This window comes from Streptomyces longhuiensis (genome assembly GCF_020616555.1).
In the GTDB taxonomy this organism is placed as follows: domain Bacteria; phylum Actinomycetota; class Actinomycetes; order Streptomycetales; family Streptomycetaceae; genus Streptomyces; species Streptomyces longhuiensis.
Genome location: NZ_CP085173.1, coordinates 6,512,089 through 6,537,360, shown reverse-complemented (window position 1 = coordinate 6,537,360; position 25,272 = coordinate 6,512,089). Strand labels below are relative to the sequence as shown.

Below are 25,272 nucleotides of genomic sequence, written 5' to 3'. Positions count from 1 at the left end.
TGGGAGGTGGGCTGTGCGCGGCGGGCCGGGTCCCAGAGGTTAGTTTGGGTGCCTCTCGAACACGCAGGGGGAGGCTACTTCCAGGTGGAGCGCAGGACGATCGGGGCGGCAGCGCTCGAGGTGGGCGCGATCGGGCTCGGGTGCATGCCGATGAGCTGGGCCTACACCGGCTCGCGGCAGCGGGGGGACGAGTCCGTACGCACTGTGCATGCCGCGCTGGACCGGGGGTCGACCCTGCTGGACACGGCGGACATGTACGGGCCGTTCACGAACGAGCTGCTGCTCGGACGGGTCCTGAAAGAGCGCCGGGGCGACGCCTTCGTGTCGACCAAGTGCGGGCTGCTCGTCGGGGAGCAGCACATCGTCGCCAACGGCCGGCCCGGGTATGTGAAGCGGGCCTGCGACGCGTCGCTGCGGCGGCTCCAGACCGACACGATCGATCTGTACCAGCTGCACCGGGCCGACCCCGAGGTGCCCGTCGAGGAGACGTGGGGCGCCATGGCGGAGCTGGTGGGCGCGGGGAAGGTGCGGGCGCTCGGGCTGTGCGCGGTGGGGGCGCGGGCGACGCGGCGGGGCAGGGCCGGGCTGCATGCGGGAACGATCCGGCAGTTGGAGCGGGTGCAGCAGGTGTTCCCGGTGAGCGCGGTGGAGGCCGAGCTCTCGGTGTGGTCGCCGGATGCCCTGGAGACGCTGCTGCCGTGGTGCGAGGCGCGGGGCGTGGGGTTCCTCGCGGCGATGCCGCTGGGCAACGGCTTCCTCACGGGCACGCTGACGCCGGGGCAGGGCTTCGAACCGGATGACCTGCGGGCCCGGCATCCCCGGTTCACCGCGGAGATGATGGCGGCCAACCAGCCGATCGTGGCGGGCCTGCGCCGGATCGCCGCGCGGCACGGGGAAGCGGTCACTCCCGCGCAGGTGGCGCTGGCGTGGGTGCTGAGCCGCGGACGGCACGTGGTCCCGGTGCCGGGGGCCAAGCGGGAGCGGTGGGCGGCGGAGAACGCCGCGGCTGCGGAGCTGCGGCTCACTGACCGTGACCTGACGGAGATCGGAGAGCTGCCGCGGGCTCGGGGGTCTTGGGACTGAGGGGGCTCTGGAGACTGGAGGGCTCCGGCGGGGGCGGGGAGGTCTGAGGGTTCGGGGGGGCTCTGTGGGCTCGGGGAGGTCTGAGGGCTGGGGAAGCTCTGTGGGCTCGGGGAGGGAAAGTTCTGGGGACCGGGGAAGCTTCGGCGGCCGGGGCTGTGGGAGCGGCGGGCGGGAGTGGGTTGGTCCGAACGCGTCGGCGTTGATCGGGAACCTGCGGGATGGCTGCGGTGTATGAACAGTAGAACCGCAGCGCAGAAGAGCAGCCCAGTCCGCAGCGTCGAGGGGATCCGATCGTGCAACGTCCAGGTGTGCAGCCCATGTTGGCCGTGTTGGCCTGCGCCTCGATCCTGTTCACGGCGGGGTGTTCCTCGGGTGACGACGGTCCGCCGGACAGCCGGCACAGCGCCTCCCCCGGCTCGTCCGAACCAGGATCGTCCGCTTCCGGGAGCTCGGGGGGCGACACCGGTCCGGCGAAGGGTTCGGTGAAGGTGGTGCGCACGGTCGCCGAGGGTCTGAATTCCCCCTGGGGCCTGGCCCCAGTGCCGGGCGACGGCCTGCTGGTGTCCTCGCGGGACGAGGCGACGATCACGCGGGTCGACACGAAGACGGGCAAGAAGACCGAGGTTGGCACCGTGCCCGGGGTGGTCCCGGGCGGCGAGGGCGGACTGCTCGGGCTGGCCCTCTCCCCGTCGTTCGCCTCCGACCACTGGCTGTACGCGTACTTCACCGCGAAGTCGGACAACCGCATCGTGCGGATGCGGTACGACGCGAAGAAGCCGCCGGGTGACCAGCTGGGCGCGCCCGAGACGGTGTTCAAGGGCATCCCGAAGGGCACGAACCACAACGGCGGGCGCATCGCGTTCGGCCCGGACAAGCTGCTCTACGTGGGCACGGGCGAGACGTACGTCACGAAGTACGCCCAGGACAAGAAGTCCCCGGGCGGCAAGATCCTCCGGATGACCCCGGACGGCAAGCCGGCGCCCGGAAACCCCTTCGGCGATTCGGTGGTCTATACGTACGGTCACCGCAATGTGCAGGGGCTCGCCTGGGACAAGGACAAGCGGCTGTGGGCCTCGGAGTTCGGCCAGGACACATGGGACGAGCTGAACCTGATCGTGCCGGGTGACAACTACGGCTGGCCCGACGTGGAGGGCAAGAGCGGCAAGTCCGGCTTCCACGACCCGGTGGCCGTCTGGCACACGTCCGAGGCGTCACCGAGCGGCATCGCCTACACGGAGGGCTCGGTCTGGATGGCGGGCCTGAGAGGCGAGCGGCTGTGGCGGATCCCCCTGAAGGGGGCGAAGGTGGCGGCCGAGCCCCAGTCCTTCCTCATCGACAAGGCGACCGAGCAGGGCAAGTACGGAAGATTGCGCACAGTGGTCGCCGCGGGCACGAACAAGCTGTGGCTGACGACGAGCAACACGGACTCGAGAGGCACACCCCGGAAGGGCGACGACCGGATCCTGGAGCTGGAGGTGTCCTGACGGCCGGGGAGGTCCCCGGTCCCGGTTGCGGCGAGAGTGGAGCCAGAGCTCAGGTCTCGCCGTCGGAGGGGGCGGGGACGGCGGGGTCGGGCGCGTCCGCCTCGGGGGCCGGCTCCCCCGGCTCCGATTCGTCCGTCGGGTCCGTCGGACCTTGATCCGTCGTGTCCGTCAGGCCCGGTGGGCTCTGGGCAGGGATGCGGACCACCACCTTGCCGGAGGTGAGGTCTATGGGGCCGCGCCCCGGGTCGCCGTCGTTGAGGTCGACGCGGGTCAGCTCCAGCCGTTTGCGCTCCTCGTTGGTGTGCTTGCGGCCGGGTGAGAACAGCTCCTCGAACATGTTGAACACGGCGCCTCCGGGTGGCCGAGACCTCCGTCCAGCGTACGACAGCGCGAAATTTCACCCTTCGTGACGACCCCGTGCGGGCCTGGGGCTCAGCCCGTGGGCGCGAACAGTCTCAGGCGGTGGGCCAGGGCGGCCGCCTCGCCGCGGCCGCCGACGCCCAGCTTGGCGAGGATGTTGGAGACGTGGACGCTCGCCGTCTTCGGGGAGATGAAGAGCTCCTCGGCGATCTGGCGGTTGCTGCGTCCGGCGGCGACGAGACGCAGGACGTCGCGTTCGCGGCTGGTCAGGCCGAGTTCCTCGGCGGGGTCGGCAGGGACCTGAGGACGTGGCGCGGCGGGGTTCAGGGTGAGGCGGGCGCGCTGGGCGAGGAGGGCGACCGCTTCGGTGAGCGGGCGCGCTCCGATGTGGTCGGCGACGGCTCCGGCGAGCCGCAGCAGTTCCGTGGCCCGCTCCCTCTCGTCGTCGAACGTGGCGGCTGCCGCGAGGAGGGACTCCGCCGCGCGGAAGCGGACGCGGGCGAGGTCGTGGGGGCGGTCGAGCGACTCGAAGGTGGTGAGGGGATGGGACCAGTCGTCAGGGGTGTCGCGGCCTTCGGCACGCAGGAGTTCGGCGCGGACCCACTGTTCGTGGGCGAGCCACACGGGCATGGGGGTGGCCAGGTGCTTGGCGGCCGTGCGGATGCGGTCGACGGCTTCGGCGCGGCCGGGCTCCGCGGTCGGCAGGCCCCGCGCGTCGGCCTCGGCGACTGCGGCGGCGACGAGAAGGGGCCAGGCATAGCGCTGGTTGCTGGGCGGGATGCCCTCGGCGACGACGCGGGCGAGTTCGGCGCGGGCGTCGAGGAGTCCCTGGGTGCCGCCGGCGGCGGCCGCGATGCCTACGGCGAGGGCGGACAGGGGCAGCGCGTACTGAGGCATGGTGTCGTGGGTGCCGTAGGCGGCGCGGGCGGCGGCGAGCTGGGCGGCCGCCTCGGCGTGGTCGCCGCGGCCGAGAGCGACGGTCGCGCGGCGGAGGGCGGCCGTGCCGCGGGGCTTGGCGCTCAGGGCGGAGGACCGCAGTGCCGTGTCGACCACGGCGTCGGCCTCGGTCCAGCGGCCCAGGGAGGTGAGGGACTCGGCCATGTTGGTCAGGACCCAGCCCTCCGAGTCGAGGAGGCCGTACCGGCGGCACAGGTCCATGCCCGACTCGGCGACGGTCACGGACTCGAGGGAGCGGCCCGCGCTCTCCAGGGCGGAGGCGAGATTGATGTGGACGCGGCCGACCTGCGGGACGAGGCCGATCTCGACGACGCGGTCGCGGACGGCGTACATCTCGGCCAAGCCGCGGTCGGCCTCGCCCGCGTCGACGAGGAGGCTGCCGAGGGTGAGTCTCGCGTTCAGTTCGATGTCCTCGGCCTTGACCATGCGGGCGTATTCGACGGCCCGTTCGGCGGCGGCCAGGGTCTCCTCGCCGGGGTTGTGGAGCATGCCCCAGGAGGCGACGTTGGTGAGGACCTCGGCGTGCACCTCGGACGGCGGCAGTCCGCGTACGAGTTCCTGGGCGGTGGCGATCTCGGCCCAGCCGTCGCCACGGCCGAGGGACGGGACGAGGCGGGAGCGCTGGATCCAGAACCAGGCGGCGCGCAGGGGGTCCTTCTCGTCGTCGGCGTCGTCGATGAGACGCAGGGCGCGCTTGGTGATCTTGAGGGAGCGTTCGCGCTCACCGCACAGCCGGCCGGCGACGGCCGCCTCGGCCATCAGGTCGAGATAGCGCAGGGGCGTGGTGGCGGGGTCGCAGCCGCAGGGCGGGTAGACCTCGGTGTAGTCGACGGGGCGCAGTTCGGCGCGAATGTCCTCGGGGGTCTCGTCCCAGAGGTTCATCGCCCGTTCCAGGAGCCGCAGTTGCTCGGAGTAGGCGTGCCGGCGGCGGGCCTCGACGGATGCGTCGAGGACGGCGGGCAGGGCCTTGGCCGGGTCGTGGGCGTGGTACCAGTAGCTCGCGAGGCGCGTGACGCGTTCGTCGGCGCGGACGAGCGAGGGGTCGGCCTCGAGCGCCTCGGCGTAGCGGCGGCTGAGGCGGGAGCGTTCGCCGGGCAGGAGGTCGTCGCCGACGGCCTCGCGGACCAGGGAGTGGCGGAAGCGGTAGCCGTCCCCGTCGGGGGTGGCGAGCAGGATGTTGGCGCCGACGGCGGCGCGCAGGGCCTCGATCAGTTCGTCCTCGCCGAGCCGCGCGACGGCGGCGAGCAGCGCGTACTCGACGGTGGAGCCGCCCTCGGCGACGATCCTGGCCACGCGCTGGGCGTCTTCGGGAAGGCTCTCGACGCGGACGAGGAGCACGTCGCGCAGCGTCTCGGACAGACCGGTGCAGCAGCCGTCGCTGGTGGCGACGGCCAGTTCCTCGACGAAGAACGCGTTGCCGTCGGAGCGCTCGAAGATGTCGTCGACCTGGGCCTGTTCGGGCTCGGCGGCGAAGATCCCGGCGACCTGGCGGGCCACCTCGTCGCGGCTGAAGCGGTCGAGTTCGAGGCGGGTGACGGTGCGCAGGCGGTCGAGTTCGGCGAGGAGCGGGCGCAGGGGGTGACGGCGGTGGACGTCGTCGGCGCGGTACGTGGCCACGATGACGAGACGGCCGCTGCGCAGCGTACGGAAGAGGTAGGAGAGGAGGTGGCGGGTGGAGGCGTCGGCCCAGTGGAGGTCTTCCAGGACGACGAGGACGGTGCGGTCCGCGGCCACGCGTTCCAGGAGACGGGCCGTCAGCTCGAAGAGCCGGGCCATGCTCTCCTCGTCGTGGCGTCCGTCGCGTCCGGTCGGCGCCGGGGAGAGTTCGGGCAGGAGCCGTGCGAGCTCGGTCTCCTGTCCGGCGGCCGCCGCGACGAACTCCTCGGGCAGCAACCGGCGCAGGGCGCGCAGAGCGGTCGAGAAGGGGGCGAACGGAAGCCCGTCCGCACCGATCTCGACGCATCCGCCGAGCGCGACGACGGCGCCCTCGCGTCCCGCGGCGAGCGCGAACTCCTCGACGAGACGGGTCTTTCCGACTCCCGCCTCCCCGCCGAGCAGCATGGCCTGCGGCTCCCCCGTGGTGGCACGGGCGAGCGCCTTGTTGAGTACGCCCAGTTCGCCGGCGCGACCGACGAACACCGGGCTGACGCACCTGGTCTCCACAGGGGCGAGCATCGCACAGGGGTCCGACCCAGCGGCACCCGTTATCGCCGAGGGCAGAGTCGGGCGCGGGTCGACGACCTCGATGTGCCTGTCGGCCGCGTTGAAGGCGGAGTTGAAGTGGAAAGGGAGGACCACACCCGTGTGGCCCTCCCCCTGCTCTGCCGTCATCGTCAGGCCGCACGCGCGAAACGCGAGCGGCGTGAGCCCGAACTGTTCACCCGACCCTCCGCGTCCTGGCCGGCAGAGGCGGTGCGGCGCTCCGCGCGCCGGCTGCGCCGGGCCTCACGGGCCTCGCGGACCAGACGGCTGTGCTCGGCCTGGCGGACGAGTTCGGCGGCGCGGACCTGGTGGATCTCGTACTCGTACATCTGGTGCTCCCTGGTGGCGAGTGGGTTTCGGCTTCGCTTTCTGCGATGCCTCAACACTCGTCTCCCAGGGGGGTCCGCCACATCGGGAGAGTGCCGCATGTTCCGGGTACGGGGTGCCTTAGACGTACCTCGGAGGGCCTCAGGCCGGGTCTGAGGTACCCCCGACCCGGCCTGAGGCACCCCGACGCACGTCTCAGGAAGCAGGGTCAGGAAGAGGTCGAGGGCAGCGCCATGAGGATGTCGGTGTACTTCGCCACGGCGAGAAGCAGACCGAGGACGCCGAGGGAGACACCCGCCCAGGCGACCGACTTGATCCACACGGCCTGCGGCCTGCCCGGGGCGCCGAACGCGGGCCTGGCCAGGACGACCGCGCCGACGATCAGCGCGAGGAGCGCGAAGATGCCGCCGACCAGGGCGGTGGCGTGCCACGAGTCGCCGTAGACCTCGGAGACCTGCTTGGCGACGCTCGCGCTCTGCGAGGTCTGGAGCTGGCCGATCAGGGACTCGCGGGCCGAGGCGACGGTCGCGACCCAGCTGCCGCTGAGCGCGACGACGCCGAGTGCCGCGGAGACGACGGCGCCGGCGCCCTGCCCCGCGCCGGAGGAGTCCTCCACGGGCGCGGCGGTCGCGAACTGCTCGTCGTCGAGGTCCGCGTCCGTGCCCTCGGGGGCGTCGGCAGCCTCGACGGCGTCGGTACCTTCTGCCTCCTTGGTGACCTCGATGACCTCAGGAGTCCCGGCAGCGGCCTCGGCGGTGGTGGACTCGGGGGTCTCGGTCGTCTCGTCATCAGTCTTCGTAACCATGCCCCGCACCGTACGGACGGAGTCTGAGAGCTCTCTTAACGAGCTGAGTCCGGGCTGAGGCCGGCCTGTGCCGGGCCTGTGTGCGGTCGGGGCACTCGCCCGATCAGGCGCATACCAGCACACGTCGATAGAATTCGGTCATGGCAGAGCGGCCCGTCGCGCCGACTGCGCCCGAGCTTGTGCTCGAAACCGATGCCGGACCCACGGTGATGAGCCCGAGCAGGGACTACCACGTCGGTCGCGACCCCCTGAGTGACATCGTCATCGACGACGCCCGCGTCTCATGGCACCACGCGGTGCTCCGGCCCGTCGCCGACCACTGGTGTCTGGAGGACGAGGACAGTACGAACGGCACGTACACCGGGGGCCGGCGCATCCACGAGTCCGGGGTGGGACCGGGGACGGTCATCCGGTTCGGTCACCCCGCGAACGGGCCGCGCGCCGTCCTGGTCGGCCATGAGCCACCGTCACCGCCGCCCGAGCCCGTGACGGATCACCTGGCGGATCACATACCGGACCGCATCCCTGATCACGTACTTGATCAGGTGTCAGCGACACCCCGCGCCCCCGAACGGCCCTCCTCCGTCTCCATGCCCGGCGCGACCGGCACGTTCCGGCAGCCGACGACCGTACGGCCGCTGCCCGTCCGCACCGTGCGCATCGGCCGCAGCGCCGACAACGACCTCGTGGTCGACGACCTGATCGTCTCCCGCCGCCACGCGGAGCTGCGGGCGCAGTCCGACGGCACGTACGAGATCGTCGACCTCGGCTCGCACAACGGCACCTACCTCAACGGCACACCGGTCTCCCGTGCCCGGGTCTCGCCCGGGGACATCGTGGGCATCGGCCACTCCGCGTTCTGCCTGGTCGGCGACACGCTGCAGGAGTTCGTCGACACCGGCGAGGTCTCGCTCGACGTCCAGGGCCTGGCGGTCACCGTGGACCGGGGCCGCAAGACGCTCCTCGATCACGTCTCGTTCCCGGTCGGCGAGAAGTGCCTGCTCGCCGTCGTGGGCCCGAGCGGCGCGGGCAAGTCCACGCTGCTCAACGCCCTGACCGGGCTGCGCCCCGCCGATCAGGGCACGGTCCTGTACGACGGCCGCGACCTGTACCGCGACTACGCCGAACTGCGCCAGCGCATCGGGCTCGTGCCGCAGGACGACATCCTGCACTCGCAGCTGACCGTGCACCGGGCCCTCGGCTACGCGGCCGAACTCCGCTTCCCGCAGGACACCGAGAAGTCGGAACGGCGCGACCGCGTCGACGAGGTCGTCCGCGAGCTGGGCCTCGAACAGCGGGCGACGCAGCCGATCCACAGCCTCTCCGGCGGCCAGCGCAAGCGCGTCAGCGTCGCCCTCGAACTGCTCACGAAGCCGTCCCTGCTCTTCCTCGACGAGCCGACGTCCGGGCTCGACCCGGGCATGGACCGCTCGGTGATGCACATGCTGCGCGGCCTCGCCGACGACGGGCGGACCGTCATCGTCGTCACGCACAGCGTCCTCAGCCTGGAGGTGTGCGACCGACTGCTGGTCCTCGCCCCCGGCGGGAAGATCGCGTTCTACGGCCCGCCGGGGGACGCGCTCGGGTTCTTCGGCTTCGAGGAGTGGCCGGAGGCGTTCGAGGCGTTCGAGAACGACCGCGACCGCGGCTGGGCGGAGGACTACAGCACGTCCCTGTTCCACCGTCAGTACATCGTGAACTCCACGGCGCAGCCGCGGGTACCGAACGCCCCCTCGGCGGAGGTGGCCCCGCCGCCGAGGACCCGGAGCTGGGGAGCGCAGCTGCGGACGCTCGTACGCCGGTACACGGCAGCGCTGAGCGCCGACCGGACCTTCCTCGCCATCATGATCGCGCTGCCGTTCGTCATGGGTGCGATGGTGCGTGCGCTGGCCGGCAGCCGTCTCACCCAGGAGACGGCGATGAACGCCCTGCTCCTCCTGTGTGTGGGCGGTGTGCTCACGGGCGCCGCCAACGCCGTGCGCGAGCTGGTGAAGGAACGGGTGATCTACCAGCGGGAACGTGCCGTCGGGCTGTCCAGATCCGCGTATCTGATGTCCAAGGTCGTCGTCCTCGGCACGATCACGGTGCTGCAGGCCATCGTGCTGACGCTCGTCGGACTCGTCGGTGTCGACCTCAACGCGCCAGGCGGCAAAGGCGTGTTGATGCCTCCGCTGGCGGAGATCACGCTGACCGTGGCACTCCTGTCGTTCACGGCGATGATGCTCGGTCTGCTCGTGTCCGCGCTGGTGCGCAAGGAGGAGGTCACCATGCCGCTCCTGGTGCTCCTCGCGATCATCCAGGTCGTGTTCTGCGGTGCGCTGCTCAAACTGCACGGGGTGCCCGGAATCGAGCAGTTGTCGTGGCTGGTCCCGTCCCGGTGGGCGCTGAGCGCGATGGCGGGCACGGTCGGTCTGTCCCGGATCGTGCCGGGGAAACTGACGAGCGACCCCCTGTTCGAACACGCCACCGGGGTGTGGCTGCTCAACATGGGGATGCTGGTCGTGCTCTCGGTCGTCTTCGGATTCGCCGTCGCGCGCCTGCTGCGCCGGCACGAGCCCGCCATCATGCGGAAGTAGCGAGAGGCGCCCATGGCGACACCGGAGTTCCGCCCCACCCATGTCGTGCCCCCGGACGGGATGCCCGCCTGGGAGGAGCCGGACGTGTCCCGGCCCACGCAGCCGCTCGACCCGCTGCTCCCCGTCGAACTGGTCGACCGGCGCGCGGACTGGGGCCGGATCGTGTGCGCCAACGGATGGTCGGCGTGGGTCGACGGTCGCCTTCTCGTCGCTGTGCCGCGCGACCCGCCGGAGGCCGGAAAGCCCATGGCCCGCACGGCGGATCCGCGCCCGCTGATGGCGCGCGTCGAGGAGGCCGCGGGCCAGTACCGGCGGGCCGCGCAGGAACTGGCCGAGGAGCGCATCGACGGGGAGACGTTCCAGCGCCGCACGCAGGGGCTGCGGGTGGGCATGGTCGTCGACGGCGAGGCGGTGTGGCTGTACGACGCCGAGCACGAGCGGTGGGTGTACTGCGACGGCAGGCAGCTCAGTACGTACGCGGCGGGGGCGGGGCCGGGACGGCCGAGCGCGGCGACACCGGAGCCCGCAGCCGCGCCCACTCCCGCACCCGCCCCGGCACCGGAACCCACGCGCGTCGTGGACCCGGAAGAGGTCGCGGATTCGGGCCCGCACGAGACGGCCCCCGGCCCGGACGAGAACAGCCAGAACGGCCAGAACGGCGAGAACACCGGTGGGGCACCCCCCGCCCCCGAGCCGACACGCATCGTGGACCCGACAGAGATGAACGGCTACGACCCGGCGGAGCGCGGTACGCAGGAGTCCTCCGCCCCCACTCCCGTACGGGACGGCCCCCGGCCCGGTGACCGATGATGACGGACGATCCGCAGTTGCCCGCCGGCCGGCCGTCCGATCTGCTCGGGCGGCAGATCGCCGGGTACCGCGTGGAGAGCGAGATCGGCCGGGGCGGCATGGCGGTCGTCTACCGGGCCAAGGACCTGCGCCTCGACCGCACCGTCGCGCTCAAACTGCTCGCCCCCGAACTCGTACGTAACGACACCTTCCGTAAACGGTTCACGCACGAGTCGCGCGTCGCCGCCGCGATCGACCATCCGCACATCGTGCCGGTCTTCGAGGCCGGCGAGACCGAGGGCATCCTCTACATCGCCATGCGCTTCGTCGCGGGCCAGGACCTGCGCGCGCTCATCGACCGTCAGGGTCCGCTGCCCGCGGGGACGGCGATACGGATCGCCGCGCAGGTCGCGTCCGCGCTCGACGCCGCCCACGACCACGACCTGGTGCACCGGGACGTGAAGCCCGGCAACATCCTGGTCGCCGCGGGAACGGACAGCGACCACCCCGAGCACGTCTACCTCACCGACTTCGGCCTGACGAAGAAGTCGCTGTCGCTGACGGGGTTCACGTCCGTGGGCCAGTTCGTCGGCACGCTCGACTATGTGGCGCCCGAGCAGATCTCCGGCCGCCCGGTCGACGGCCGGTGCGACGTCTACAGCCTCGCCTGCGTCGTCCAGGAGACCCTGACCGGCCTGCCGCCGTTCCAGCGCGACGACGACATGGCGCTGCTGTGGGCCCACCAGTTCGACCCGCCGCCGCCCGTGACCGGGCTGCGTCCGGATCTCCCGGCGGCGATGAACGGCGTACTCGCCAAGGCACTGGCGAAGAGCCCGGACGACCGCTACGACTCGTGCCTCGAGTTCGTGGCGGCCCTGCGCGCGGCGGCGCGCGGCGGCGTCCGGGACAACCATCCCCCGACGCAGGTCAACGGCCGCATCAGTACGTGGTCCCCCACGGCCGAGCCCCCGCCCGCACCCCCGCGATGGGCGCTGCCGGTCTTCACGGGCCTCGTGCGCTAGCCCTTCCCCTCCCCCGCCCTCTCCCCCTCCCCTCCCTTCAGCTCAGCTCAGCTCAGCTGCGATCCCATCCGATCCGGTCAACCCCGGTCCGGCTTCGCTGTCTCGACCTCTCCGCGCCGGTGGCGCCGGGACGCGAGCAGGCCGCCGAGGAACCCGGTGACCAGGCCCCACAGGACCGCGAGGCCGAGGGCGCTCCACACGTTCGGGCGGAGCGACACCTCCCCGCCGAGCCCACCGCCGATGTCGCCGAGGCCGAGGAGCGACAGACCGTAGTGCGCGGAGACACGGGCAAGGAGGCAGATGGCGAGCACGGTCAGGAAGAGGGCCACCGCCATGTGGAGGGCGTGCTGCCAGGCCCGCATCCGGGCGGGTGACCGCAGCGCCATGCCGAACGCGGCCGCCAGCGTCAGGATCGCGGCCACCGCGACCGACCACCAGACACGGCCGTCCTGCTCGGCGAGCGTGCTGACGTCGACGGTGGAGATGTCGGGGGTGCGGAGCACGGCGTCGAGGATGTGCGGCATGGGCAGGCCGAACGGACCGTCGATCTTGCCTTCCCAGGACGCGCCGAGGCCGATGGTGTAGCAGAACCAGACGAGGTTGGGCAGACCGAGGAGGATCACGGCGAACGTCTCGGACGCGTGGCCGCGCGTCGCGGCGACGACGAGACCGATGACGACGCCCAGCGCCACGTACACGAGCAGCAGCGCCACCATCGCGTACGCGGCCGGGCGCACCGACTCCTGGAAGCGGACGAGGCGGGCGGGGAGCGGGGCGCCGCGCGACACGAGGACGGCGAGGATCATGACGCCCACGAGCCACAGCAGGCCGAAGAGCAGCGTGAGGGGCAGGTTCGTCCGGAATCCGACCTTGGGTGGGCCGTCCAGGACGCCCTCGATGATGCCGCCGGTCGGGTCCGTGACGGGGATGTCGAAGTCCTGCCTGGCCAGGAGCGAGAGGACGACGAGCGCCACCACCCACGGCACGGCCACCCGCCCGGCCCAGCCGAGGAGTTCGCCGCCGCTCGCGATGGCCCGGTGGCGCAGGGGCCGCAGGAAGCCCGCGGCGATCACCAGTGCTCCGGCGAGGGCCACGGAGAGGGGCAACACCGAGATGTCGGCGTGCGTCTGGGCGAGTTCTCCGGCGTTTCCGGCCAGTTCGACGGAGCCGCCGGCCGCCATCACCACGACGGCGGCGACCACTCGGGGGAAGGCGCTCCCGGGAAGCCCGGCCGCGCCCGCGGCCCACAGGCCGAGGGCCGCCGTGACCACCATGGCCACGAGCCCGGCGAGCACGGCCACGAGGGCCGCGGCCCAGCCGTGTCTCGCGCTGCGCCTGGTGCCGGTCCGGCCGTCGGATGCCTGTTCACTCACGGGGCCACGCTAGGCAGGCGCCGGGCGGTCCGCCCCTCGGGAGGGCCGACCGCGTCGCGTCGCGGGCCGTACGAGTTCGGCTTGCGGGCCGTACGAGTCCGGAGCACACAATGTGGAGGTACCGGGGTATAGGGGACAGGATCGCCGGACTGCGAGGCGCCCCCTCCCCCTTCCCGCCCCATGCCTCCTACGGTGAGAAGAAGCGCCCGTGAGTGACCGACCGACGGAGCCCGGCCGCCCCACCGGCCCCCCATCCGGCCCACTCTCGGGCCCGACCCAGCCCGCGTCCGTACCCCCACCGCCGCCCGGGCACCCGTCAGGACCACCGCCCGGCGAAGGCTCCGGCTCCGGCTCCGGCAGTACGGGCGGCGGCCCCGGCGGTACGCCACCGCCCCCGGGCGACACCCCACCCCCCGGCGGTACGCCACCGCCGGGCGGCACCCCGCCGCCGGACGGCCCGCAGCCCGATCGCCCCTGGTGGCGGTTCACGCCCAAGAAGCTCGCGGCGCTCGGCGTCCTGATCGTCGCCGCGGTGGTGCTCGCCGTCGTCCTCACCAGTTCCGGCGGCGGTGGAGGCGGAACCGCGGCCGGCGACGAGCTCTTCCTCCAGAGCGCCGACTCGGCCGGCCCCGACCCGTACACCGAGTCGAGCACCCGGAAGGGCGCCACCGCGACGACGCCGAGCGCGCTGCCGAGCGCCTCGGGGACCGGCCCGTCGGAGAACGCGAACATCGTCCGGGGCGTCGAGGGCTCCGCCCCCGGTCTCTACGGCGGCACCCGCAACGTCTCCAGCTGCGACGTGGAGAAGCAGATCCGCACGCTGGGCGCGGAGCCGGACAAGAACAAGGCGTTCGCCTCCGTCCTCGGTCTCGACCCGTCCGGCGTCCCCGCCTATCTGCGGTCGCTGACACCGGTCCAGCTCCGCCTCGACACCCGGGTCACGAACCACGGCTTCCGCGACGGCGCGGCGACGGCCTTCCAGTCCGTGCTCCAGTCCGGCACGGCCGTGCTCGTGAACGACCACGGGGAGCCGCGCGTGCGGTGCTCGTGCGGGAACCCGCTGCTCGCGCCGGTGCCTCTGCAGGGGTCGGTGAAGCGTCAGGGCAAGGCCTGGGCGGGGTACAAGTCGTCGAACGTGGTGGTCGTGTCGCCCGCGCCGCAGCCGGTGAACAGGTTCGTGATGTACGACCCGGAGACCGAGGGCTGGTTCACCCGAACCGCGGGGACCACGGGCGGCAGCGACCGGAAGACCACGCCGCGCACCCCGCCCGGGGCCTCCCCCTCGAACGCCTCGACAGCCCCATCGTCCGAGACGTCACCGTCGCCCCAGTCGTCCGAGTCGTCGCAGCCGCCGTCGTCCGAGGCACCCGGAGCCTCGTCGGCCCCGCCGTCGAGCGCAGAGTCCCCCGCCCCCGAGTCACCCGCCTCACAACCGGCGAGCTAGGTCCCTTCGTTGGGACCAGGCCGGATCAACGCGCGCGCCACTCCGCCGCGAGAACCGACCACACCTCAAGATCCTGCTTGACGCCCTTGTGCGTGCTCGCCTCGCGCAGCACGCCCTCCCGCTTCATGCCGAGCCGCCGCGCCACGTTCAGGCTGGGCCCGTTCTCGGAGGAGGCGACCCACTCCACGCGGTGGATGCCGCGTTCGAGGACCGCCCAGTCGATGAGGACGCGCGCGCCGCGCGTGACGAGGCCGCGCCCGGCCGCGGCGGGCTCGAGCCAGCAGCCGATCTCGCAGTTGCCGCCCTCCGCGTCGAAGATCCGGAAGAGCAGGCCGCCGACGAGCGTCCCGTCCAGCCAGATCCCGTGCAGGCTTCCGGTGTCGGAGGCGCGCTTGTCGGCGTAGGACCTGAGCAGGTCACGGGCCGAGGCGACGTCCTTGATGTTCGAGCCGAACGAGACGTGCTGCCCGATGAACTCGCGGCCGCGCTCCAGATGGGTGAGGAACTGCTCGGCGTGCCACGTCTCAAGGGGCCGCAGTTCCGCGCCGTCGTCACCCAGGGAGATCGTGTACATCGCGCTTGCGCTCCTCGGCTTCGGCCTTCACCAGTGTGTGCAGCAGGGCGCCGTCCGCGGCTTGGTGCTGTCCGGGAATACTCGCATGCGGCTCGCGGCATTCGGACGGCTCGATGCTGATGCGGGGCAGCCGGCGGTCGAGCCACTTGGGCAGCCACCAGTTGGCGCCGCCGAGCATGTGCATGAGGGCGGGCACCAGGAGCGTGCGCAGGACGAACGCGTCGAGGGCGACGGCGGCGGCCAGGGCGATGCCGAACATCGCGATGACGCGGTCCCCGCTGAGGACGAAGGCCAGGAAGACCGAAATCATGATCACGGCCGCGGAGTTGATGACGCGGCTGGTCTCGGCGAGCCCGACGCGGACGGCCCGCCGGTTGTCGCGGGTCTCCAGCCACTCCTCGTACATGCGGCTGACCAGGAACACCTGGTAGTCCATCGAGAGCCCGAACAGGACCGACACCATGATCACGGGGAGGAAGGGCTCGATCGGGCCCGCTCTGCCGAGGCCGAGCATCTCGCTGCCCCAGCCCCACTGGAAGATCGCGACGACGACGCCGAAGGCGGAGGCGACGGCCGCGACGTTCATCGCGGCGGCCTTGAGGGGGATGCCGATCGAGCGGAAGGCGAGGAGCAGCAGCACGCAGCCGAGTCCGATGACGACGCCCACGAAGAGCGGCAGTTTGCCGATGATGACGTCGGCGAAGTCGTCGTAGCTGGCGGTGACGCCGCCGAGCTGCACATCGAGGGACGTGCCCTTCTCGGCCTCGGGGATGACGTCGCTGCGCAGCCGGTCGACGAGTTCGCTGGTCCTCTGGGACTGGGGCGCGGACTTCGGCACGACGGTCAGGAAGGCGGCGGTGCCGCTCTCGTTGTACGTCGCCGGGGTCACCGAGGAGACGCCCTCGGCCGAGCCGATCATGGACTCCAGACGGCTCACGGCCACCTGGTCGCCGGCGCCGTCTATGGGCGTGACGAGGGTCAGCGGCCCGTTCACGCCCGGCCCGAATCCGTCGGCCAGAAGGTCGTACGCCTGCCTGGTCGTGGACGACGACGCGTTGTTGCCCTGGTCGGACGTGCCCAGGTGCAGGAAGAACGTGGGCACCGAGAGCACCGCGATCACGCCGACGGCGAGGCCGCCGAGGAGCCGGGGGTGGCGCTCCACGAAGGCGGCCCAGCGGGCGGCGAGCCCGGTCGGCAGCTCGGGCTCGGGCCCGTGTGCGGCGAGTCTGCGCCGTTGGCGCCTGCTGAGCGCGCGCATGCCGATGAACGACAGGAGCGCGGGCAGCAGTGTGACGGACGCGGCGACGGTGAGGAGCACGGTCAGGGAGGCGGCGATCGCGACGCCGTTGAGGAAGCCGAGGCGCAGGATCAGCATGCCGAGGAGCGCGATGCAGACGGTGGCGCCGGCGAAGACGACCGCGCGTCCGGTCGTGGCGACGGCGCGCTCCGCCGCCTCGTTCACGGGCAGGCCCTGTTTCAGGCCGCGCCGGTGCCGGGTCACGATGAACAGCGCGTAGTCGATGCCGACCCCGAGGCCGACGAGCATCCCGAGCATCGGGGCGAAGTCGGCGACGGTCATCACATGGCCGAGGAGCACGATGCCGGAGGCGGCGGTGCCCACGCTGACCAGGGCCGTGGCGATCGGCAGGGCGCTGGCCGCGAGGGAGCCGAAGGCGAGCAGGAGGACGACGGCGGCGACCACGACGCCGACGATCTCGGCGACATGCCCCTGGGCGGACTCGGTCAGGGCGACGGCGCTGCCGCCGAGTTCGACCCGCAGCCCGTCGGGGGCGTCGACCTCGGCGGCCTTGGCGGTGTCGACGAGACGCTGCGCGTCCGCCTTGGCGATGTCGCCGGACTGCTTGTCGAAGGTGACCGTGGCGTAGGCGGTGCGTCCGTCGGCGCTCGTCTGGCCGGCGCCCTGCTGCTCGTACGGGCCGGTGACCGCGGCGACGCCGGGCAGGTGCTCGATCCTGTCGAGCGTGCGGGTCATGCGCTCTTTCACGTCGGCGGCGCGGACCATGCTGCCGTCCGTGTGCCAGACGACGGTGTCGCTGTCGCCGCCGAGGCCGGGGAATCCCTCGTTGAGGAGCTGGGTGGCGCGTCCCGACTCGGTGCCCGGTGCCTCGTAGTCGTTCGAGTAGGAGGAGCCGGCGACGGCCGCTGCCGCGCTCGTGCCGCCGAGGGCGAGGAGCCACAGCAGGACGACTACGAGGCGGTGCCGTGCACACCATCGTGCGAGTGCTGCCACGGTCGTGCTCCCAGGGTTTGTGGATCTTCACCGGGAACGGCCCGCAAAGACACATGAGCAATGGCCAGCCACTCTTACAGCAAGAAGTGATCCTTTGTCGCTTTCGTGGCCTTAGTCACAGGAGTGCGCGGGAATTCACGGTCACCCTCCGGTCCGACGGGCTGCTCGCTCTCCGTGACCCGTCAGCCGAGGAACTGAAGTCCCGCCCAGAGCGCCACCGTTGACACGACCAGCGTCGCCGGGACCGTGAGCACGCCGAGCCGGGTGAAGTCACCGAGCTGGGGATGCACGTCGTGGGCGTGGACGATGCGGCGCCACAGGAGCGTGGCGAGGGAGCCCACGTACGTGAGGTTGGGGCCGAGGTTGACGCCGATGAGGACGGCGAGGACCGGCCCCGGACCCGCGGGCCCCGCCACGGGGAGCAGCGCGAGAACGGCCGGAAGGTTGTTGATCAGGTTGGCGAGCAGGGCCGCGACCCCGGCGACGGCGAGCAGCGCGGGCAGCGACGAGCCCTCGGGCAGCAGCCGGTCGATGCCGTCCCCGAGCCCGTTGTCGACGACCGCCTTGACCACGATCCCGAGCGCGAGCACGAAGAGGCAGAAGTACGGGTGCGCCGACTTCACCAGCGCGAGCGGGGTCGTGCGCCGCTGCCCGAGTGCCCGCACCGCGAGGACGGCCGTGCCGACGATCGCCGCCCACAGCGGATCGATCCCGGCGAACGAGGTGACCACGAAGCCCACGAGCGTCAGGGCGAGGACGGTGAGGGTGAACACCGGCAGGCCGGGCGGCTCCTCGGCGTCCGGCTCGTGCGCGGGCGCCGCCAGGTCGTCGGCGAAGTACCGCCGGAACACCGCGTACTCGACGGCGATCGCGCCCAGCCACGGCAGGGCCATGAGCCCCGCGAACCGCGCGAAGGTGAGTCCGCTCGCGGTGAAGGCGAGCAGATTGGTGAGGTTCGAGACCGGCAGGAGGAGCGAGGCGGAGTTGGCGAGGTGGGCGCTCGCGTAGACGTGCGGGCGCGGCCTCGCGCCGATCCGGCGGGCGGTGGCGAGGACGACCGGCGTGAGCAGCACGACCGTGGCGTCCAGGCTCAGTACGGCCGTGATCACGGCGGCGGCGGCGAAGACCCCGCCGAGCATGCGGCGCGGGCTGCCCTTGCAGGCCCGCGCGATGGCGTCGCCCGCGGCCTTGAACAGGCCCTCGTCGGCGCAGAGCTGAGCAAGCACCAGGACGGCCGCGAGGAACCCGACGACCGGGAGCAGGTCCTGCGTCTCGGCCCACGCGTGCGCGGGCGACACGGCGCCGACGGCCACGACGATCGCCGCGGCGGGCACGGCGACGACGGCCTCCGGCAGCTGCCGGGGACGGACCACGGCGAAGCCGAGGATGAGCAGGAGGAGGGTGACGGAGAGGAGTTCGGCGGGGATGGTGCTCAACGTGCGCTCCGGAATTCATACTCCCCACCTCGAACGCCGACCGGACGGTTCAGCCCGGCCGGCGTTCGAGGTCGAGGGAGCGGAAGTGCGGGGACGGAGCCCCCGCAAGAACCGCCTAGCCGTCGGAGACGCCCAGCTTTTCCAGGATCAGCTCCTTGACGCGCGCCGCGTCGGCCTGACCGCGGGTCGCCTTCATGACGGCACCCACGAGGGCGCCGACGGCGGCGACCTTGCCGCCACGGATCTTGTCGGCGATCCCGGCGTTGCCCGCGATGGCCTCGTCGACGGCCGCGCCGAGCGCGCCCTCGTCCGAGACGACCTTCAGGCCGCGCTTCTCGACGACCGTGTCCGGGTCGCCCTCGCCCGCGAGGACACCCTCGATGACCTGGCGCGCCAGCTTGTCGTTGAGGTCACCGGCGGAGACGAGCGCCGCCACCCGGGCCACCTGGGCCGGGGTGATGGGCAGCTCGTCGAGCGCGGTGCCCGACTCGTTGGCGTTACGGGCGAGCTCGCCCATCCACCACTTGCGGGCCGAGACGGAGTCCGCGCCGGCCTCGATCGTGGCGACGATCGGGTCGACCGCGCCCGCGTTGAGGATCGACTGCATGTCGTGCTCGGAGACGCCCCACTCCTCGCGCAGCCGGTTGCGGCGCACGCGCGGCATCTCGGGCAGCGCCGAGCGCAGCTCCTCCACCCAGGCGCGGGCGGGCGCCACCGGCACCAGGTCCGGCTCGGGGAAGTAGCGGTAGTCCTCGGCGTTGTCCTTGATGCGGCCCGACGTGGTGGAGCCGTCCTCCTCGTGGAAGTGACGGGTCTCCTGCACGATCGTGCCGCCGGACGACAGAACAGCGGCGTGGCGCTGGATCTCGTAACGGGCGGCGCGCTCGACGGAACGCAGCGAGTTGACGTTCTTCGTCTCCGAGCGGGTGCCGAACGGCGCCTCGGGGCCGGTGCGCAGCGACAGGTTCACGTCGCAGCGCATCTGGCCCTTGTCCATGCGGGCCTCGGAGACGTCGAGCGCCTTGATGACCTCGCGCAGCTCGGCGACGTACGCCTTCGCGACCTCCGGCGCACGCTCCCCGGCGCCCTCGATCGGCTTGGTGACGATCTCGATGAGGGGGATGCCGGCGCGGTTGTAGTCGAGCAGGGAGTGCGAGGCGCCGTGGATACGGCCCGTCGCGCCACCGACGTGCAGCGACTTGCCGGTGTCCTCCTCCATGTGGGCGCGCTCGATCTCCACGCGGAAGATCTCGCCGTCCTCCAGCTGGACGTCGAGGTAGCCGTTGAAGGCGATGGGCTCGTCGTACTGGGAGGTCTGGAAGTTCTTCGGCATGTCCGGATAGAAGTAGTTCTTCCGGGCGAAGCGGCACCAGTCGGCGATCTCGCAGTTGAGCGCGAGGCCGATCTTGATGGCCGACTCGACGCCGATCGCGTTGACGACCGGGAGCGAGCCGGGCAGGCCGAGACAGGTCGGGCACGTCTGCGAGTTGGGCTCGGCGCCCAGCTCGGTGGAGCACCCGCAGAACATCTTCGTCTTCGTACCCAGCTCGACATGGACCTCGAGGCCCATGACGGGGTCGTACGTCGCGAGTGCCGCGTCGTACGACATCAGTTCAGTGACGGTCACGGTGAGACTTTCCCTCTCAGCCCAGCAGGACGTCGTCGTCGCCCAGGCGCTTCAGCTCCCGGTAGAGGATCGCCAGGCCGGTAGCGATGGCGGCGGCGGACACCGCGGCGTCGATCAGCCGCAGGGTGTCGTGGTCGTTACGAGCCATCCTGGCCTGCTTGGCGACGCTGATCGCGCCGAAAGCGGTGCTCGCCAGCGACACGTACACGCCGGTCTTGGACTTCTTGAAGTTCTTGGCCTTCTTTGCCATGGCACTCACAGCGACGGAGCCTCCTCGAGCAGCGGGTGGCCCCACTTTTCCACGAAGGCTGCCTCGACGGCAGCGCCGACCTTGTACAGACGGTCGTCCTTCATGGCGGGGGCGATGATCTGCAGCCCGACCGGAAGGCCGTCCTCCGGCGCGAGGCCGCAGGGCAGGGACATGGCGGCGTTGCCCGCCATGTTGGTCGGGATCGTGCACACGTCGGCCAGGTACATCGCCATCGGGTCGTCGGCGCGCTCGCCGATCGGGAAGGCGGTGGTGGGCGTCGTCGGCGAGACGATCACGTCGACCTGCTCGAAGGCCCGCTCGAACTCCTGGGTGATCAGGGTGCGGACCTTCTGGGCGCTGCCGTAGTACGCGTCGTAGTAGCCGGAGCTGAGCGCGTACGTGCCGAGGATGACGCGGCGCTTGACCTCGTCGCCGAAGCCGGCCTCACGGGTGAGGGCGGTGACGTCCTCGGCCGACTTCGTGCCGTCGTCGCCGACCCGCAGGCCGTAGCGCATGGCGTCGAAGCGGGCCAGGTTGGACGAGCACTCGGACGGCGCGATCAGGTAGTACGCCGACAGGGCCAGGTCGAAGGTCGGGCAGTCCAGCTCGACGATCTCGGCGCCGAGCGACGTGAGCAGCTCGACCGACTCGTTGAAGCGCTGGACGACGCCGGCCTGGTAGCCCTCGCCGGAGAACTGCTTGACGACGCCGACGCGCATGCCCTGGACCGAGCCGTTGCGCGCAGCCTCGACGACCGGCGGGACCGGCGCGTCGATGGACGTCGAGTCGAGCGGGTCGTGGCCGGCGATGACCTCGTGCAGCAGCGCCGCGTCCAGGACCGTACGGGCGCAGGGGCCGCCCTGGTCGAGGGAGCTGGAGAACGCCACCATGCCGTAGCGCGAGACGCCGCCGTAGGTCGGCTTGACGCCGACGGTGCCGGTGACGGCCGCGGGCTGGCGGATCGAACCGCCGGTGTCCGTGCCGATGGCGAGCGGGGCCTCGTAGGCGGCGAGGGCCGCGGAGGAACCACCGCCGGAGCCGCCGGGGATGCGGGTGAGGTCCCACGGGTTGCCGGTCGGGCCGTAGGCGCTGTTCTCGGTGGAGGACCCCATGGCGAACTCGTCCATGTTGGTCTTGCCGAGGATGACGACGTCGGCGTCCTTGAGCTTGCGCGTCAGGGTGGCGTCGTACGGCGGGATCCAGCCTTCGAGGATCTTCGAACCGACCGTGGTCGGGATGCCCTCGGTGGTGAAGATGTCCTTCAGCGCGAGCGGTACGCCGGCCAGCGGGCCGAGCTTCTCGCCCGCGGCGCGCTTGGCGTCGACGGCGCGGGCCTGCGCGAGCGCGCCCTCACGGTCGACGTGCAGGAAGGCGTGCACCTTCTCGTCGACGGCCTCGATCCGGGCCAGGTGGGCCTCGGTGACCTCGACGGCCGTGAGCTCGCCGGCGGCGATCTTCGAGGCGATCTCGGCGGCGGTGAGCTTGATGATGTTGCTGTCCGTCATGGTGATTAGTCCTCCCCCAGGATCTGCGGCACCTTGAAACGCTGCTGTTCCTGGGCCGGGGCGCCGGAGAGCGCCTGCTCGGGGGTGAGCGACGGACGAACCTCGTCCGCCCGCATGACGTTCGTCAGCGGGAGCGGGTGGGAGGTCGGCGGTACGTCTTGGTCGGCGACCTCCGAGACGCGGGCGACCGCGCCGATGATGTCGTCGAGCTGTCCGGCGAAGTGGTCGAGCTCTTCGTCCTTCAGCTCCAGACGCGCCAGCCGTGCGAGGTGTGCGACCTCCTCGCGCGTGATGCCAGGCATGCAGCGATCCTCTGGGGTGAGTGAGTGTGATTTGGCCCCAATCCTATGGGGCAGGGGGCCGTGCCCCCTAAACGGTTTCCCGTTCGGAGGTCCTGACGCCCTCGGTCACCCCTGTACGGCTCAGTTGACCGTCTGTCCCGACGACTGGTCCTCGGCCTCGGCGGCGAGGACGGAGGGCCGCTGCCATCCGCGGGAGCCGCGTGCCCGCAGCCACGCCGTCGTCTCGTCCGGCGGCATCGCGGCGGCGACCAGCCAGCCCTGGACGGCGTCGCACCCGAGGTCGCGAAGGCGCTCCCAGGTCTCGTCGTCCTCGACGCCCTCGGCGACGACGAGCAGGCCGAGCGAGTGCGCCAGGTCGACGGTGCAGCGGACGATCTCCGCGTCCTCGTTGTCCACGGCGAGGCGGGCCACGAACGAGCGGTCGATCTTCAGCTCGCTGACCGGGAGGCGGCGCAGGTGGACGAGGGAGGAGTAGCCGGTGCCGAAGTCGTCGAGGGACATCTTCACGCCGTGCCCGGTGAGCCCGGCGAGGGTGTCGGCGGCGCGCTGGGGGTCCTCCAGCAGGACGTGCTCGGTTATCTCCAGCTGGAGGGCGCCCGGGGGGACGCCGTGCCGGGCGAGCCGCGCGGCGACCGCGCCGGCGAATCCCGGGGTGTGCACGTCCCTCGGCGACACGTTCACCGCGACCGGCACGCGCAGGCCCTGCGCACGCCAGCGGGCGACCTGCGCGAGCGCCGTCTCCAGGACGTACTCCGTCAGATGGGGCATGAGTCCGGACGACTCGGCGATGGCGATGAACTCGTCCGGCGGGACCTTCCCCCGCTCGGGGTGCACCCAGCGCACCAGCGCCTCGAGTCCGGCGACCTGTCCGTCGAAGCGGACCTTCGGCTGGTAGTGCAGCTCCACGTCGCCCGCGTCGAGCGCGCGGCGCAGATCGCCGAGCAGGCCGAGGCGGTCGGGGGTGTTGGAGTCCCGCTTCGACTCGTAGACCTCCACGCCCGTACGGTCGCGCTTCGCCTGGTACATGGCGACGTCCGCGCGGCGCAGGAGCCCTTCGGCGTCGAGCGCGTGGTCGGGGAAGACGGCGAGTCCGGCGCTGGCCTCCAGGACCAGGGTGAGTCCGTCCAGGTCGAGCGGGGAGCCGAGGGCGGCGACCAGGGTGCGCGCCACTCGGGTGGCGGAGGTCGTGGAGTCGGCCACGGGCAGGAGTACGGCGAACTCGTCGCCGCCGAGGCGTGCGACCTCCGCCCCGCGGGGCAGGGCCATCCGGAGCCGGTCGGCTATCTGGAGCAGGAGCCGGTCCCCCGCCAGGTGGCCGAGGGTGTCGTTGACGGACCGGAAGCGGTCCAGGTCGATCAGCATGAGGGCGCTGCGCGCGCCGATCCGCTCGGCGTCGTCGAGCGCGGTCCAGGTCCGCTCCAGGAGCCACTGCCGGTTGGGCAGCCCGGTGAGCGGGTCGCGCAGCTGCTCCTCGGCGCGGGCCCGGGCGATCCACAGCGTCGAGTCAAGGGCGATGAGCGGGACGGCGAACAGCGGCAGCAGCACGGGCAGCGCGATCGCGACCACGCAGATCAGCGGGGCGATGCCGAGGAGCGCGACGCCGACGAGGCCCTGCCGGAGAAGGGCCGTGCGGGCGACGGTGGGCAGGCCGGAGGTGCGCGGCGCGTGGACGTACCAGAGCACGCTGCGGGTGACCGTGAGGTAGGCGGCCGCGACGAGCGCCACCTCGGGGGCATTGAGGACCGTCCAGGTCTCCGGCTTCCACGGGGACTCCACGGACGGGACCTGGCCGAACACGGCGAGCACGAGGCCGCTCGCGCCGATGCCGATGATGTCGACCGCGCCGTGCAGGATGCCCTGGCGCCAGCGGTGCCGGCGGGCGATGCCGACGAGGACGACGACGGTGAGGCTGACCATGCCGGCGGGCACCCAGCCGTAGAGCAGCAGGACCGCGAGCGTTAAGGCCGCGCCCGAGCCGGTGCCGCCCCACCAGCGGTCGCGGCCGAGCGCGACGAGGTGGCCGACGATGATGCCGGTCAGTACGGCCAGGGACCAGCCGGCGGCGCCGGACGGGAAGAGCGCGTGGCTTCCGGTGAAGGCGCGGTAGAAGCCGGTGCCGAGGACGGCGCAGGCGAGGGCGACGATCGCGAGGGGCAGCATGGGCAGCGCGCCCAGCCAGGAGCGCTTCCGGCCGTCCCCCTCTTCGCCGAAGGCCTCGCCGAGCGTCCCGTATGCACGCGGCCAGCCGCCCGCGTCTCCTGCCTCGGCGCCCGTCCACCCGGAACCACCGTCAGCGGCGGCCCCGGTCCAGCCGGTCCCGCCGCTCACCGCCGCTCCGGAGCCGGTACCGCCGATGGCACCGATGCCCGCCCCGCCGTTCGAACCCGGGACGGGCCAACCGGGCGCCGCCGCACCGGATCCGGGTACGCCGTAGGCGCCGATCCCGGCCCCGCCGTTCGAACCGGACGCGGGCCAGCCGGGTGCGGGCGCCGCGGATCCGGCCGATACGCCGGCGGAGGCGCTCCGTCCGCTCTCGGCCTGCGCACCGGAGCCCCCGCGACGGCGCGTAGTACGCCCTGCGCCGCTGATCCCGAACGCTGCGCGCCACGCACCGCGCCTGCTCACCGAACCACCGCGCTCGCTCCCGTCGGGACCGTCGTCCGCGGAGCGCGCTGCCGGGGCGGCGTCGTCCGCACGGCGCCCGTCCGCCTGGTCCGTGTCGTCGGTCTCGTCCTGTCCCGCCACGCTGCGCGCGGCCTGCGCCGGGCTCTCGGCGCCTCGCCACACGCGCCAGCGCGTGCGCAGCCGTGAGTCCGGAGCGGCGCTCTCGGTCGGTTCCATTCCCGTCCCTCTCACAGCCGGCGGTGCCCACGCCACACGATCCGCCGCGGACGACTTCCGTCAG

Annotated in this window: 19 protein-coding genes; 6 read left to right on the top strand and 13 right to left on the bottom strand. The window is 72.1% G+C overall.

The window, feature by feature from the left end; genetic code table 11:
* Positions 1-84: 84 nt before the first annotated feature.
* Together LGI35_RS30205 and LGI35_RS30200 are read left to right on the top strand one after the other, a co-directional pair.
* Positions 85-1,083 carry an aldo/keto reductase gene (locus tag LGI35_RS30205; protein ID WP_227300594.1) on the top strand — a complete coding sequence of 333 codons (999 nt, stop codon included), beginning with the start codon at positions 85-87 and terminating at the stop codon, positions 1,081-1,083.
* A gap of 317 nt (positions 1,084-1,400) precedes the next feature.
* Complete coding sequence (locus LGI35_RS30200; protein WP_227297346.1) at positions 1,401-2,567, top strand: PQQ-dependent sugar dehydrogenase; 1,167 nt, start codon at positions 1,401-1,403, stop codon at positions 2,565-2,567.
* A 49-nt stretch (positions 2,568-2,616) separates the two neighbouring features.
* Here LGI35_RS30200 and LGI35_RS30195 read toward each other — a convergent pair whose 3' ends face one another.
* The 4 genes from LGI35_RS30195 to LGI35_RS30180 form a co-directional block, all read right to left on the bottom strand.
* Positions 2,617-2,904, bottom strand: a complete 288-nt coding sequence (locus LGI35_RS30195; RefSeq protein ID WP_351434679.1) for a DUF6191 domain-containing protein — start codon at positions 2,902-2,904, stop codon at positions 2,617-2,619.
* A 95-nt stretch (positions 2,905-2,999) separates the two neighbouring features.
* Positions 3,000-6,059, bottom strand: a complete 3,060-nt coding sequence (locus tag LGI35_RS30190) for a helix-turn-helix transcriptional regulator (RefSeq protein ID WP_227300593.1) — start codon at positions 6,057-6,059, stop codon at positions 3,000-3,002.
* A 158-nt stretch (positions 6,060-6,217) separates the two neighbouring features.
* Positions 6,218-6,415 (bottom strand): hypothetical protein, encoded by a 198-nt coding sequence (locus LGI35_RS30185; protein ID WP_227297344.1) that lies wholly within the window; start codon positions 6,413-6,415, stop codon positions 6,218-6,220.
* A 206-nt stretch (positions 6,416-6,621) separates the two neighbouring features.
* On the bottom strand, positions 6,622-7,218 hold the full coding sequence (locus LGI35_RS30180) for a hypothetical protein (RefSeq protein WP_227297343.1): 597 nt from the start codon (positions 7,216-7,218) through the stop codon (positions 6,622-6,624).
* Between the two features lie 140 nt (positions 7,219-7,358).
* On the opposite strand from LGI35_RS30180, the gene LGI35_RS30175 reads away from it, so the two are divergent.
* From LGI35_RS30175 to LGI35_RS30165, 3 genes are read left to right on the top strand one after another with little or no spacing between them, the layout of a single operon-like run.
* Positions 7,359-9,794, top strand: coding sequence for an FHA domain-containing protein (locus LGI35_RS30175; RefSeq protein ID WP_227297342.1), 2,436 nt, complete (start codon positions 7,359-7,361; stop codon positions 9,792-9,794).
* A gap of 12 nt (positions 9,795-9,806) precedes the next feature.
* Positions 9,807-10,604: a hypothetical protein gene (locus LGI35_RS30170; protein ID WP_227297341.1), complete on the top strand. Its 798-nt coding sequence runs from the start codon at positions 9,807-9,809 to the stop codon at positions 10,602-10,604.
* Positions 10,604-11,605 carry a serine/threonine-protein kinase gene (locus tag LGI35_RS30165; RefSeq protein ID WP_227297340.1) on the top strand — a complete coding sequence of 334 codons (1,002 nt, stop codon included), beginning with the start codon at positions 10,604-10,606 and terminating at the stop codon, positions 11,603-11,605. The genes LGI35_RS30170 and LGI35_RS30165 overlap by 1 nt, the downstream gene beginning before the upstream one ends.
* A gap of 77 nt (positions 11,606-11,682) precedes the next feature.
* Here the strand turns inward: LGI35_RS30165 and LGI35_RS30160 are convergent, their stop codons facing one another.
* Positions 11,683-12,978, bottom strand: coding sequence for a streptophobe family protein (locus tag LGI35_RS30160; protein WP_227297339.1), 1,296 nt, complete (start codon positions 12,976-12,978; stop codon positions 11,683-11,685).
* 208 nt (positions 12,979-13,186) lie between these two features.
* On the opposite strand from LGI35_RS30160, the gene LGI35_RS30155 reads away from it, so the two are divergent.
* Complete coding sequence (locus LGI35_RS30155) at positions 13,187-14,422, top strand: DUF6777 domain-containing protein (protein ID WP_227297338.1); 1,236 nt, start codon at positions 13,187-13,189, stop codon at positions 14,420-14,422.
* A gap of 25 nt (positions 14,423-14,447) precedes the next feature.
* Here LGI35_RS30155 and LGI35_RS30150 read toward each other — a convergent pair whose 3' ends face one another.
* The 8 genes from LGI35_RS30150 to LGI35_RS30115 all read right to left on the bottom strand — a co-directional run bounded on the left by LGI35_RS30150 (position 14,448) and on the right by LGI35_RS30115 (position 24,542).
* Positions 14,448-14,996 (bottom strand): GNAT family N-acetyltransferase, encoded by a 549-nt coding sequence (locus tag LGI35_RS30150; protein WP_227297337.1) that lies wholly within the window; start codon positions 14,994-14,996, stop codon positions 14,448-14,450.
* Positions 14,974-17,247 carry an MMPL family transporter gene (locus LGI35_RS30145; RefSeq protein WP_227297336.1) on the bottom strand — a complete coding sequence of 758 codons (2,274 nt, stop codon included), beginning with the start codon at positions 17,245-17,247 and terminating at the stop codon, positions 14,974-14,976. The genes LGI35_RS30150 and LGI35_RS30145 overlap by 23 nt, the downstream gene beginning before the upstream one ends.
* A 182-nt stretch (positions 17,248-17,429) precedes the next feature.
* On the bottom strand, positions 17,430-18,683 hold the full coding sequence (locus tag LGI35_RS30140) for an SLC13 family permease (RefSeq protein WP_227297335.1): 1,254 nt from the start codon (positions 18,681-18,683) through the stop codon (positions 17,430-17,432).
* 115 nt (positions 18,684-18,798) lie between these two features.
* Positions 18,799-20,310 carry an Asp-tRNA(Asn)/Glu-tRNA(Gln) amidotransferase subunit GatB gene (gene gatB, locus LGI35_RS30135; protein ID WP_264484690.1) on the bottom strand — a complete coding sequence of 504 codons (1,512 nt, stop codon included), beginning with the start codon at positions 20,308-20,310 and terminating at the stop codon, positions 18,799-18,801.
* 16 nt (positions 20,311-20,326) lie between these two features.
* Positions 20,327-20,560, bottom strand: a complete 234-nt coding sequence (locus tag LGI35_RS30130; protein WP_116509595.1) for a hypothetical protein — start codon at positions 20,558-20,560, stop codon at positions 20,327-20,329.
* 5 nt (positions 20,561-20,565) lie between these two features.
* Positions 20,566-22,071, bottom strand: coding sequence for an Asp-tRNA(Asn)/Glu-tRNA(Gln) amidotransferase subunit GatA (gene gatA, locus LGI35_RS30125; RefSeq protein WP_227300591.1), 1,506 nt, complete (start codon positions 22,069-22,071; stop codon positions 20,566-20,568).
* A complete protein-coding gene (gene gatC, locus LGI35_RS30120; RefSeq protein ID WP_016642027.1) occupies positions 22,071-22,367 on the bottom strand; it encodes an Asp-tRNA(Asn)/Glu-tRNA(Gln) amidotransferase subunit GatC in 297 nt (98 codons plus the stop codon). The genes gatA and gatC overlap by 1 nt, the downstream gene beginning before the upstream one ends.
* 120 nt (positions 22,368-22,487) lie before the next feature.
* A complete protein-coding gene (locus LGI35_RS30115) occupies positions 22,488-24,542 on the bottom strand; it encodes a putative bifunctional diguanylate cyclase/phosphodiesterase (RefSeq protein WP_227300590.1) in 2,055 nt (684 codons plus the stop codon).
* Positions 24,543-25,272 lie beyond the last annotated feature (730 nt).

Coding starts and splice junctions, on each gene's coding strand:
- LGI35_RS30200 (WP_227297346.1), top strand. CDS start 1,401: ATGTTGGCCGTGTTGGCCTGCGCCTCGATCCTGTTCACGGCGGGGTGT.
- LGI35_RS30195 (WP_351434679.1), bottom strand. CDS start 2,904: ATGTTCGAGGAGCTGTTCTCACCCGGCCGCAAGCACACCAACGAGGAG.
- LGI35_RS30190 (WP_227300593.1), bottom strand. CDS start 6,059: ATGCTCGCCCCTGTGGAGACCAGGTGCGTCAGCCCGGTGTTCGTCGGT.
- LGI35_RS30185 (WP_227297344.1), bottom strand. CDS start 6,415: ATGTACGAGTACGAGATCCACCAGGTCCGCGCCGCCGAACTCGTCCGC.
- LGI35_RS30180 (WP_227297343.1), bottom strand. CDS start 7,218: ATGGTTACGAAGACTGATGACGAGACGACCGAGACCCCCGAGTCCACC.
- LGI35_RS30175 (WP_227297342.1), top strand. CDS start 7,359: ATGGCAGAGCGGCCCGTCGCGCCGACTGCGCCCGAGCTTGTGCTCGAA.
- LGI35_RS30170 (WP_227297341.1), top strand. CDS start 9,807: ATGGCGACACCGGAGTTCCGCCCCACCCATGTCGTGCCCCCGGACGGG.
- LGI35_RS30165 (WP_227297340.1), top strand. CDS start 10,604: ATGACGGACGATCCGCAGTTGCCCGCCGGCCGGCCGTCCGATCTGCTC.
- LGI35_RS30150 (WP_227297337.1), bottom strand. CDS start 14,996: ATGTACACGATCTCCCTGGGTGACGACGGCGCGGAACTGCGGCCCCTT.
- LGI35_RS30130 (WP_116509595.1), bottom strand. CDS start 20,560: ATGGCAAAGAAGGCCAAGAACTTCAAGAAGTCCAAGACCGGCGTGTAC.
- gatC (WP_016642027.1), bottom strand. CDS start 22,367: ATGCCTGGCATCACGCGCGAGGAGGTCGCACACCTCGCACGGCTGGCG.